The organism is Marinobacter salicampi, from assembly GCF_011074795.1.
Classification (GTDB): domain Bacteria; phylum Pseudomonadota; class Gammaproteobacteria; order Pseudomonadales; family Oleiphilaceae; genus Marinobacter; species Marinobacter salicampi.
This window is the reverse complement of sequence record NZ_JAAMPF010000029.1, coordinates 1-11722: the sequence shown is the minus strand read 5'-3', so window position 1 is coordinate 11722 and position 11722 is coordinate 1. Positions and strand designations below refer to the sequence as shown.

Annotated in this window: 7 protein-coding genes; 2 read left to right on the top strand and 5 right to left on the bottom strand. The window is 56.8% G+C overall.

Annotation, left to right across the window (positions count from 1 at the left end):
* Positions 1 to 40: 40 nt before the first annotated feature.
* The 5 genes from otsB to gap form a co-directional block, all read right to left on the bottom strand.
* The gene (otsB, locus tag G7W63_RS16305; protein ID WP_166260682.1) at positions 41 to 1540 is read right to left on the bottom strand and encodes a trehalose-phosphatase; all 1500 of its coding nucleotides are present in this window, start codon (positions 1538 to 1540) and stop codon (positions 41 to 43) included.
* A gap of 76 nt (positions 1541 to 1616) precedes the next feature.
* A complete protein-coding gene (locus G7W63_RS16300; protein ID WP_166260679.1) occupies positions 1617 to 4046 on the bottom strand; it encodes a glycoside hydrolase family 65 protein in 2430 nt (809 codons plus the stop codon).
* An 82-nt stretch (positions 4047 to 4128) separates the two neighbouring features.
* The gene (locus G7W63_RS16295) at positions 4129 to 5139 is read right to left on the bottom strand and encodes a hydroxyacid dehydrogenase (RefSeq protein WP_166260676.1); all 1011 of its coding nucleotides are present in this window, start codon (positions 5137 to 5139) and stop codon (positions 4129 to 4131) included.
* A gap of 92 nt (positions 5140 to 5231) precedes the next feature.
* Positions 5232 to 7604 carry a phosphoenolpyruvate synthase gene (gene ppsA / locus G7W63_RS16290; protein WP_166260673.1) on the bottom strand — a complete coding sequence of 791 codons (2373 nt, stop codon included), beginning with the start codon at positions 7602 to 7604 and terminating at the stop codon, positions 5232 to 5234.
* 2 nt (positions 7605 to 7606) lie between these two features.
* Entirely contained in the window at positions 7607 to 8602 is a 996-nt protein-coding gene (gap, locus tag G7W63_RS16285) for a type I glyceraldehyde-3-phosphate dehydrogenase (protein WP_166260670.1), read from the bottom strand.
* Between the two features lie 501 nt (positions 8603 to 9103).
* Between gap and G7W63_RS16280 the strand changes: the two genes are divergently transcribed.
* Together G7W63_RS16280 and G7W63_RS16275 are read left to right on the top strand one after the other, a co-directional pair.
* Positions 9104 to 10267, top strand: coding sequence for a phosphoglycerate kinase (locus tag G7W63_RS16280; RefSeq protein WP_166260667.1), 1164 nt, complete (start codon positions 9104 to 9106; stop codon positions 10265 to 10267).
* Between the two features lie 3 nt (positions 10268 to 10270).
* Positions 10271 to 11467 carry a 2,3-bisphosphoglycerate-independent phosphoglycerate mutase gene (locus tag G7W63_RS16275; RefSeq protein WP_166260664.1) on the top strand — a complete coding sequence of 399 codons (1197 nt, stop codon included), beginning with the start codon at positions 10271 to 10273 and terminating at the stop codon, positions 11465 to 11467.
* The last annotated feature ends 255 nt before the right edge of the window (positions 11468 to 11722 follow it).

Here is an 11722-nt window from a genome sequence, read left to right as displayed (position 1 = left end):
AACCAGCGCGCAAGGAGAGCCAGGGTGCGGAGGCATTGCGCTAAGGCGTGGCTTCCGCTGAATCACCCAGGTTGCGTAAAAGATGAAGCACTTCGGCGGGGTCCCGGACATGATAATCCGCCAGGGAGCAGGTTATAGCTTCACCTACGTAAACACCCGGCCCGTCGTCACGGAGGGCGGCAAATGCATCTTCATCGGTAACATCGTCCCCCGCGTAGACAATAAACGGTGGCTCTTCACTCGAAACTGGCAGAACGTCGATGAGCCATCGCAACGCCCGGCCCTTGTTCCAGTCGACGTCGGGTTCAAGCTCCAGAACTTTTTTACCCTCACGCTTTCTCAAGCCTGTTTCCTGACGGATATCCTCAACAGCCTCCCGCACTCTGTCGAGCACATCCCCACTCTTCACCTTGCGGTAGTGAACAGCCAGTGAGTAACGTTTGCGTTCGATAATCACACCCGCAAGATCACCGACTTGCTCTGTTGCCATCCTTTCTGCATGGTCCACGTCTTTCACGGCTTGATCGGCCTCCGGGAGAGTGTGTTGATGACCATTCCCAGCAATATCGAAGCCGTGGTTACCGGCGTAATAAATCCCCTTTACATGGACCCGGGATTCCAGATCCTCCCTGTCCCGTCCGCTGATCACCGCCACCGGGCAAGAGAACCGTTCCAGCGCCGACCGGGCTTCTGCGGAAATTTCCGCCTTACCCGGCTCATCGGTGATTTCAGCCAAAGTGCCATCGAAGTCCAGAAATACGGCCAGGGGTCGGCCGCCCTGCCATGCCGAAAGATCGCTCAGGTGATCCAGGACGTTGGGAATTCGGCGTAGAAAGTCCACTGCGTAGACATCGGAGTCGACACGATGGGCACCGGCTTCCCGGAGCTCTTTCTCGCCGCCGTTTCGCGACACGCCCACCACCAGTCCGAACCCGCCTTCACGGCCGGCCCGAACGCCGGCAGTGGCATCTTCCAGGATGACTGTATCCCCCGGGTCTACCCCGAGACGGCGCGCCGCCTCCAGCATGATCTGCGTTTTATCCGCCAGCTCCTGCTCTGCCGCCATGACGCCATCGATAACCACGTCGACTGCAGTCATGAGTCCGGCTTCGGTGAGAACCCGCCGACCATTCCGGCTCGCGGTGATGATGGCCAGCTTCATGTTGCCGCGACGCCATCGCTGCAATGCAGCCACAGCATCCTCAAAAACGGCCACGCCGGTTGTTTCCAGAAGCTCAAGAAACCGGGTGTTTTTGCGATTACCAAGGCCACAGACGGTGTCACAATCGGCGTCATCCGAGGGCTTTCCGTAGGGAAGCTTTAGTTGGCGGGAGCGCAGAAAATCTTCAACGCCTTTATACCGGGGTTTGCCGTCCACGTGGGCAAGATAGTCGGCTCGGGAAAAAGGCTGCTGTTGATCCTCACCGCTCAGGTAGTCATCAAACACCTGCTTCCAGGCCCGCATGTGCAGGTCAGCGGTGCGTGTCAGCACGCCATCCATGTCAAAAATGACGGCCTGAAACGGCTCCATCCGCTTCATATTGAAAATCCTCCTTGCCTGCGGACAAATAGTGAAGACTCAGAGCCGAGCGCCCCAACCGTTTTCGGATAAAATCTCATGAGGGCTTAGCCATATTGAGACTGAAGCGTTTCTGCTCTCCTGAACACATTTCGTATACCTGGCCTTCAAAGCCAACCTGAGCCGCGCTGGACCAGCCTTTCTCAAAGCTGACGTTCATCGTTTCGTGGTTCAGTTCGATGTGCAACCAATGGCCCCGATAGTGGACGCAGAAGCTCAGCCCTTCGAGCCCTTTCGGTAAGCAGGGGTCCAGCCAGAGTATGCCGTCACGCATTTCGATACCGGTATAGCAACGCTGCACCAGATCCACCGTTCCACCCATCGCGCCCAGGTGGATACCCTCCGACGTCGTGCCACCCTGAATGTCGTCGAGATCACTGACCAGGGCCTCCTGGAAGAGGTCCCAGGAGCGCTCGCGGTGCGTTCTCGCGAGAACCCAGGCGTGCACCACCCGGCTAAGGCTGGAGCCGTGGGACGTTCGGTCGAGATAGTACTGGACGTTTTCGGGGATATTGTCGGGATCAAACTCATAGCCAAGGCCGGAAAATATTTCCCCGAGCTCCCGGCTGGAAAACAGGAAAAACAGCATTAACACATCGGCCTGCTTGGTGGCCTTGTAACGGTTCATATCCCGACCTTCCGCCTCCAGGATACGGTCCAGGCGCTGAATGTCACCGTGCTTGCCCCGCAGTTCTTCCCAGTCAAGCTCCTCAAGGCTGTCCCAGCCCTCGAATTGACTGATAAGCCCAGATGAAAGGAAGGGGATGAACATCCGTTTGCTTACATCCTGCCAGCGGAGCAGATCCTCGGAGGAAACATCGAGAAGCTGGAGGAGCTCCGCCCGCCGGTCCTCAGCCAGCATCTCCAGCATGATGCAGGCTGTCTTCAGGACCCATGCTGCCATCACGTTGGTGTAGGCGTTATTGTCCAGGCCCAGCTCTTCCCGATCGGGGTATTTGGTGTGGAACTCATCCGGACCCATTACCCCCCGTATTTCATAGCGCCCACGGTCAGGGTTGAAGGTGGCAATACTGGCCCAGAACTGAGCGATGTCGATCAGAATCTCGGCACCGTACATAGAGAGAAACTCCATATCCCCGGTGGCCTGAAAATACTGCCAGACGTTGTAGGCAATGGCGGCGTTGACGTGACGTTGGGTGTGGGAGTTGTCGGGTATCCAGCGCCCGGATTCCGGATTCAGATGCAGAACCTGGCTCTCCTCCCGACCATCGCTACCGCTTTGCCATGGAAACATGGCGCCTTTGTAACCAGCTTCCCTCGCCGCCCGTCGGGCCCAGCGCAGGCGCTCATAGCGATAGAGCAACAACGACTCGGTGAGATCGGGAAGACGCAGATTGAAATAGGGGAAAGTGAACAGCTCGTCCCAGAAGATATGTCCTCGGTAACCCTCTCCGTGCAGTCCCCGGGCGGGAATGCTCGCGTCGCGCCTCGTCGTATGTATGGAGGCCGTCTGCAGCAGGTGGAAAAGGTGCAGGCGAAGGATGGCCTGAGCCTGGGTGTTCTCTTCGCCAACCAGGGTCAGATCAGCCCGACGCCACAGTCTTTGCCACGCCTGCTGATGCTGCTCGAGCAGAACATCAAAGTCTGCAGCATGCCGGATGTCCTCGCAGGCTTCGAAGACGGGCTCGCTAATGGCGAGATCCCGGGAACTGTGTAAGGAGAGCACTTTTTCCACAGTTATCGGCCGGTTTTTTTCTGCCCCAAGCGTCAGGGATTGACCAATCCAGTTCTGCTCGGACAGGGTGTGCCGCTCGGCAGCAGCCGGCTCATTGTCGACCCAGACCCGGGTACGGACCGCCTGGGCTGTGCGGATTTTGGACTGCAGGGTTCTGGCGCAAAGGAAAATCGCCTCCTCCCCCACCTGACCGGTGTCCTCTACCTCCAGATGATTGCCGTTGAGATCCCGGTAACGAGCCACTCCGCTGTTGGTAACACGACCGTCGATGGCTGACCTGATCTCCACCGCTCCGGACCAGTTGAGAGGGGTAAGCACCCAGCTGATGGCAGCAATATGGGGATCGCCCATATGCACAAGGCGCCGGGTTTCCAGCATGAATTCACGGTCTGACCTATCACTGAACTGAATTTTCCGATGAACCAATCCGCGATAAAGATCCAGCCAATGGGTGTAGTCGAGAATCTTCACATGGGCCAGGTCGAACCATTCACCATCTTCGCATCGAAAGGAGAGAGGTAGCCAGTTGGGCCAATTCACCATGTCCTCATTTTCAATGATCTTCCCCCGGATTTCGCTTTCCGCTCGGTTAAAGCCCCCCGCCAGATAGGTCCCCGGGTAGTGGGGGCCTCCGGCAGGCGATTCCTCCAGTGCCCCACGCGTGGCGAAATAGCCATTGCCCAGAGCCAGCAGGGCTTCCCGGGTAGGCTGTTCCTCCGGATTCCACTCGTGGTAGACCAGTTCCCAATTGGTGAGCGACCTTTCTTTCATAGGTTTCTCTCCTAAAAATTCAGCGTCTGAAACGGAAGGCATCACCCGGGCCAGCAGGTCCGCTTATGGCTGTGCAGACCCTCTACCGACCGGCCGTGACCACATTGACCGGATCACCCTTCCCAAACCGGCGAATGTTTTCCACGGTGGTGTCAAGAATACGCTGAACGGCTTCCCTGGTATTAAAAGCACTGTGAGGCGTAACCACTACATTCTTCATTCGAACCAGCACCTCGTTCGCCAGCAGGGAGGAAAGATCCTCGGTCTCTTCGTAGACAGAACGAAGCAGCTCTGCCTCTTCCCTCACCACCGGCTCATAAGGCAGAACATCCAGCCCGGCGGCCGCTACTTTCTGCTCTGCCAGTGCCCTCGCCAGGGCCCGGATGTCGACCACGTCGCCCCGGGCTGTATTGATAAGGACCACTCCGTCTTTCATCTTGGAAAACGCTTCGGTATCAATAAGGTGATGGGTCTGGGGGTTCGCAGGCACATGCAGGCTCACGATATCAGCCTGTTGCAGCAAGTTGTCCATATCGACATAGTCAAATTTGAGGTCTCGGGCAGCCTCTTCATCCGGTTTAAGATCATAGGCCAGCACGCCCATGCCAAAGCCCTGTGCAATTCGGATGACGGCCATGCCAATAGCCCCGGTGCCCACAACACCCAGAGTCTTTCCCTTCAAGTCGAAACCTTGCAGGCCACGGGGTGAGAAGCCGCCTTTGCGGGTCCGTTCCACTGCTTCCTCCAGCCGATGGCTGATCATGAGCAGAAGGCCAAAAACATGTTCCGCCACTGTGTGTTCGCCATAGTCAGGACAGTTGCATACCGTGATCCCCCTCCGTTCGCATTCCTTGATGTCGATGTGGTCGAAGCCCGTGGATCTGGAGGTGATCAATTTTAGGTCTGGCATGGCGTCCAGAGCCTGCCGATCCACCCTGGAGTAGATGAAGATCGAAATGGCCTCCGCAGCCCCGTACTCACCGGCATTGCCCGACCGTAGCGGCTCTTCAACACAACTCACGGAATGTCCTTCCTGTAACACCGCGAAAGCGCCCCTTTCCCACTTTTCTACGTCGAAAAATACAATTTCCATGTGCCCTTATCCTTTTCCAGCCTCCGATTCGCCGCTATCTTGCACTTCACCCAAGGGCCCGTATCTGAATGTCTTGTTAATGCTTTTGCGAATCAGCCCTCTCGCCAGATTTCCAGTATATCCAGCACACTGTCCGGGTTGAGCGAGATGGAATCGATGCCGCTATCCACCAGAAACTGGGCAAAATCCGGATAGTCGCTGGGGGCCTGGCCGCAAATGCCCACCTTGCATCCACCTTGATGGGTCTTTTCGATCACCTGCACAATCGCGGTTTTGACCGCCTCGTCCCTTTCATCAAAGAGTTCGCTGAGTTGCTCGGAGTCCCGGTCTACTCCCAGTATCAGTTGGGTCAGGTCATTGCTGCCAATGGAGAAACCGTCGAACCGCCTGGCAAACTGGTCCGCTAGAAATACATTGGAGGGCACCTCACACATCATGTACAGCTGCAGGCCCTGCTCACCGCGCCGAAGCCCATGTTCAGCCATTACATCAATAACCTGGTCCGCCTCACGCGTGCTGCGAACGAAGGGCAGCATCACCACGATATTGTCCAGGCCGATTTCCTCTCGTGCCATTTTTACGGCCCGGCATTCCAGGGCAAAACCGTCCTTGTAGTGATCGCTGTAATAGCGCGAAGCTCCGCGGAATCCCAGCATGGGATTTTCTTCCCGCGGCTCGAACTGGTCTCCGCCAATGAGCTTGGCATACTCGTTGGTCTTGAAGTCGCTCATGCGGACAATAACTGGATCCGGATACTGGGAGGCGGCTATCATCGCGATACCGCGGCTGAGGTGCTCGATAAAGTACGCCGTTTTATCCTCGTATCCGGCTGTGAGCTGCTCGATACTCTTTCGCGCCTTTTTGTCTTCAACTTCATCAAATCGCGCCAGGGCCAGGGGGTGAACCTTGATCGCGTTATTAATGATGAATTCCATACGGGCCAGACCCACTCCTTTTACCGGCAGACGCCACCAGCGGAAGGCGGCGTCCGGTGCAGCCAGGTTTATCATCAGCTGCACGGGCGCTTCGGGCAGATCCTCGATATCGATATCCTTTTCCTCGTATTCCAGGATACCCTTGTAAATCCGGCCTTCGCTTCCTTCTGCACACGAGACCGTGACTTCCTGACCATCCTTGAGATCCTTGGTCCCGGTGCCGGTGCCCACCACTGCGGGAACGCCCAGCTCCCGGCTTACAATGGCCGCGTGGCTGGTCCTGCCGCCATGGTCAGTGATGATGGCTTTCGCCCTTTTCATGACAGGGCCCCAGTCCGGGTCGGTGCGCTCGGTGACCAGCACATCGCCATCCTCGAAACGGTCTATCTCTTTAGGGCTGCTCAGAACCCTCACCTTGCCCGTTGCTATGGACTCACCAATGGCCACGCCCCGGCTCAGTACCTCGGCCGTTCCCTCCAGCCGATAGCTTTTGAACGCGCCGGACTGCTTCTGCGAATGAACAGTTTCAGGGCGGGCCTGAACACAATAGAGCTCACCGGATTCACTATCCTTGGCCCATTCCATGTCCATGGGTTTGTTGTAGTGCTGCTCAATGGATACGGCCCAGCGAGCAAGGGTGAGAATGTCATCGTCGTCAAGCACCAGAGCTTCCCGCTCAGCCTTTTTGGTACTTACCGTTCTGGTAGGCGCCGAACCCCGGGACGCGTAAACCATTTTTTCCTTCTTACTGCCACATTTCTTCGCCAGGATCGGCACCAGGTTCTTATTCTCAAGCCCAGGCTTAAAGACCCGATACTCATCTGGATCCACGGTGCCCTGTACGACCGTCTCGCCCAGGCCCCAGGCGGCGTTAATGACTACCACATCGGGAAAGCCGGTATCGGTGTCCAGCGAAAACATCACGCCGGCGCTGGCCTTGTCTGACCCCACCATCTTCTGTACGCCTACGGAAAGCGCGAGCTGCAGGTGGTCGAATCCACGATGTTCACGGTAATTGAGGGCGCGATCAGTAAACAAGGACGCATAACACTTACGGCAGGCATCAATAAGATCGTCGCTACCGCGGATATTGAGGAAGGTCTCCTGCTGTCCGGCGAAGCTTGCCTCCGGAAGATCCTCCGCCGTGGCGCTGCTGCGCACGGCCACGGGCAGATTCTTCTTGCCATTGCGGTCGGCAAGCTCTTCGTAGGCACCACGGATGGCCTGCTCAATATCTTCCGGAAACTCACCTTTGCGGAAGGCATCGCGGATTTCCTTGCCGACCTTTTTGAGAGACTTTTCCTCCCGGGCAAGCGTTTTGGTCAGTTCCCGGATGGTATCTCCCAGCTCATTGTGCTCGACGTAAGCCCGGTAGGCATCTGCCGTGGTGGCGAACCCGCCCGGCACCCGCACACCCCCTTCCCGCAGATTGCTGATCATCTCCCCCAGTGAGGCGTTTTTTCCTCCAACAATAGAGACGTCGTCATTGCCCAGGTCTTCAAACCAGCGAATGTAATTTTCTTCCTTCATGATCAGCCCATCCGTTGCATCATATCCACGCAGCGGCGGGAAAACGCCCACTCGTTGTCATACCAGGCCAGCACCTTTGCGAAGCGGTCCCCGATCAGCTGGGTGTCCTGGCTGGTTACGATGGCGCTTTCCTCCCTGCCGATTATGTCACTGGAGACAAGGGGCGAATCGTCGACGGCAAGAATGCCCTTCATGGAATCCTTCGCTTGTTTGCGAAACGCGTCGTTGATCCGCTCATCACTGGCGTCTGCGGCCAACAGGCAGGTCAGATCCAAAAGCGAACCGGATTTGACCGGTGCGCGCACTGCGATGCCGTTGAGCCTTCCGTCCAGATCCGGAATGATCTGTCCAATCATCGCCGCCGCGCCGGTAGACGTGGGTACGAGATTTTCCGCCGCCGCCCGACCCCGCCGGGGCTTTTTGTGCGGTCCGTCCAGCAGATTCTGGGAGGAGGTATAGGCGTGCACCGTATTGATGAATCCTTTCTCGATCCCGAACTCGTCGTGCAGCACCTTGACCACCGGGGCTAGACAATTGGTCGTGCAGCTTCCGATGGAGATAATATGATGTCGGTCCGGGTCGAACTGATCCCCATTAACACCAAGGATAAAGTCGCCGTCGAGTTCGCTCTTGCCGGGTGCCGAAATAAGCACCTTCCGCGCGCCCGCATCGATGTGTTTATGCGCGTCTTCCTTTTTGCGAAAGAGCCCGGTGGCTTCGAGAACAACGTCCGCGCCCTTCTCACGCCAGGGCAACTGAGCCGGGTCTTTCTCGGCGCTTACCGTAACGGTCATGCTGTCATCGATAACCAGAGCGTCCCCTTCGGCCCTTACCTGATGAGCCCAGCGCCCATAGGTGCTATCGCACTGCAGGAGGTAGGCCAGGGTTTCCGCGTCGGTCAGATCATTGATGTGGACCACTTCCAGGCCCTGTTGCTCATAGGCGATGCGAAATACTTGTCTGCCTATGCGGCCGAACCCATTGATGCCAATCTTCATGGTTGCAATCTCCTTTGCTTTCCACGGTGAAGTTAGCTGAACTGCGTATGTAGCTGATCAAGAAACTGCGGAGTTAAAACCATCCAATAATTCTTAAAGCGTACTTCAGTATCAGTGCACTGAAGGCCGTACGCTAACATGATCTAAACAGGGCGCGATGCCCTTCCGGCAGCACATTGCGAGCTGCAGGATAAGCTCAGCCGGGTGATGACACATCGCCATCATTATGCCAAGCCCAACTGTATTCTCTTGTTGCGTTATCTTAAAAAGAATTGCTAGCTTTGAACAAGCACGAACAGAACCTGTCAAATTCGCGAAGACTCTGCATCCAAGAACACACTTGTCAGCAGTAGATGTCAATGCCCTAGTCGAGTTTTTACTCACTCACCGGACTAACCAGATAACAGCCGTATAGCTAAAAGAATGAGTTAAACAACGCTCTAGGGGGCACCCCGGCGCAATCCCCCCGATTCATTCCTTAGAGGCAGGAGGCCCGCAAGTATGAAAACATTGAGCGATCTGGATTTAACCAATTCACGTGCTCTCGTTCGGGTGGACTTCAATGTTCCCCAAAATGACGAGGGCATGGTGCTGGACGATAGCCGCATGCGCGCGGCCCTGCCGACACTACGTCACCTCCTGGAGAAAAATGTCGCCTGCGTATTGATGAGCCACCTCGGTAGGCCTGGCGGTAAGCGGGTGGCACAACTGAGCCTGGCTCCGGTCGCAGAGAAGCTCTCTGAATTGTTGCCCGATCATCGAATACGACACTGCGAAGAAGTGGTGGGTTCGCGAGCTGAGGAAATGGCCCGGGCTCTGGCCGGTGGTGAGATCCTTTTACTGGAAAATCTGCGTTTCCATCCCGGTGAAAAGGCTAACGATGACCAGTTTGCAGGCGCCCTGGCGGGGCTCGGCGATGTCTATGTTAACGATGCCTTCGCGGCCTGCCATAGAGAACATGCTTCTGTGCATGCCACAGCAACACGCTTTCACCCAGACAGGCGAGCGGTGGGTCGTCTGGTTGAAAGGGAAATAGAAGCCCTGGACAAGATCGTCGATAACCCCCAACAGCCCCTGGTCGCGATTTTCGGCGGCGCTAAAGTAGCCGACAAGCTTGAAGTTGTCAGCGCATTCATCGACCGCGCCGACCGGATTCTGATTGGCGGCGCCATGGCCTATACCTTTCTGCGCGCCCAGGATAGATCCACAGGCTCTTCTAAAGTGGAAGAAGATCATCTGGATGAGGCCCGGGAAATACTGGACAAAGCCGGAGACAAACTCCTTCTGCCCATAGACCACCTTATGACCAGGGATGGGGAAGTCCGCACTGGTGATGAAATCACTGGTGACTGGATGGGGATGGACATCGGTCCGGATACCGCCTCCCGGTATGCAGAAGCCATTGGAAGCGCCGCTACCGTGGTATGGAATGGACCCATGGGCAAGATTGAAGAGGAAAAGTACTTCAGCGGTACACAACGAATAGCGCAAGCCATGGCAGAGTCCCGGGCCATCACCGTTGTTGGCGGCGGGGAAACCGGACAGGCGGTTCATAAGCTCGGGATAGAGGATAAGCTGACACACCTTTCCACCGGTGGCGGCGCCTTTCTTGATTACCTTGCCCAAGGCTCATTGCCGGCACTGCAAGTCCTGAAGGGAGATTAACCCATGGATCTTAGACCCCTGCTCACCGAAAGCGATACAAAAATACTCTTTGTCATTGCCGACGGGCTCGGCGGTATAGACAGTGAAGGCCGAGGCACGGAACTGGAAGCAGCCCGGACACCCAATCTCGATCGGTTGGCGAGCCAGGGCGCCACCGGGCTAACCTACCCAGTGGCACCCGGCATTACGCCGGGGAGCGGACCCGGCCATCTGGCTCTCTTTGGCTACGATCCGGTGGAGCATGACATTGGACGAGGGGTCCTTACTGCGCTTGGTATCGACTTCGACCTGAAGCCGGGTGATGTCGCTGCCCGTGGTAACTTCTGCACCGTGAACGACGACGGCGAGGTAACCGACCGCCGGGCCGGCCGCATCGACTCCCAGGAAAGTACCCGGCTGGTGAAGATGCTCAGGGATATCCGTCTCGACGACGTGGAGATTTACGTCGAACCAGTCAAGGAGCACCGATTTTTACTGGTGTTGCGGAGCAAGAAGGAAGCAATCAGCGCGGCTCTGGACGACACCGATCCCCACCGAACCGCCGTAGCGCCCAGGCAACCCCATGCCCGGGAAGAAAAGTCACAGGAAACGGCGCGGGCGGTGAGTGAGTTCCTAGCGCAGGCCCAGGAGATTCTCGCTAAGGAAGAGCCGGCTAACATGGTGCTGTTGCGGGGTTTTGCGCAGTTGCCCCAGCTGGCTTCGTTACAAGAACGGTATGGACTGAACGGCTGTGCCCTCGCTGGATACCCCATGTACCGGGGCATCGCACGGTTGCTGGGAATGAAAGTCGAGGACTGCGGCCCTGATCTGGACAGTGAAATCGAGGCTCTGCGGGCTGTCTGGTCGGACCATAATTTTCTTTTCCTGCATTTCAAGGACACCGATAGCCGTGGCGAGGATGGCGACTTTGATGGCAAAGTTGCGGCCATCGAAGAACTGGACCGAGTGATTCCCAGAATGATGGAACTGGAACCGGATGTGGTCGTGGTGACAGGAGATCACAGTACCCCCAGCGCAATGGCCAGCCACAGCTGGCATCCGGTACCGGTCCTCATCCGCGCAAAGACATGTCGGGTAGACGGAGTCAATGTCTTCGGCGAAACCGCCTGTGCCGGTGGCGGGCTCGGCCACCTTCGGGCAAAACATCTAATGACCCTGGCTCTGGCCCACGCAGGCCGTCTGCGAAAATTTGGAGCTTGATCACCGAGCTCATCCCGAAAATCACTTTCAATACTGGACGGTCTCGTTCCTGTCGCGCCGGAGGCTCATAAACAGGCACAGCACCAGAACGAAAAAAGCCGATCAAAAGATCGGCTTTTTCAATAATGGTAGCGGGGAGCAGACGCGACCAGCGTCTGCGGCAGCAGCTTTGCGCCGCAGGCCCGTAAACAATGCTGACACACATGCCACCGCCAGAAAGCAAAAAGCCGATCAAAAGATCGGCTTTTTTCAATA

Coding starts and splice junctions, on each gene's coding strand:
- gap (WP_166260670.1), bottom strand. CDS start 8,602: ATGAAGATTGGCATCAATGGGTTCGGCCGCATAGGCAGACAAGTATTT.
- otsB (WP_166260682.1), bottom strand. CDS start 1,540: ATGAAGCGGATGGAGCCGTTTCAGGCCGTCATTTTTGACATGGATGGC.
- G7W63_RS16280 (WP_166260667.1), top strand. CDS start 9,104: ATGAAAACATTGAGCGATCTGGATTTAACCAATTCACGTGCTCTCGTT.
- G7W63_RS16300 (WP_166260679.1), bottom strand. CDS start 4,046: ATGAAAGAAAGGTCGCTCACCAATTGGGAACTGGTCTACCACGAGTGG.
- G7W63_RS16275 (WP_166260664.1), top strand. CDS start 10,271: ATGGATCTTAGACCCCTGCTCACCGAAAGCGATACAAAAATACTCTTT.
- G7W63_RS16295 (WP_166260676.1), bottom strand. CDS start 5,139: ATGGAAATTGTATTTTTCGACGTAGAAAAGTGGGAAAGGGGCGCTTTC.
- ppsA (WP_166260673.1), bottom strand. CDS start 7,604: ATGAAGGAAGAAAATTACATTCGCTGGTTTGAAGACCTGGGCAATGAC.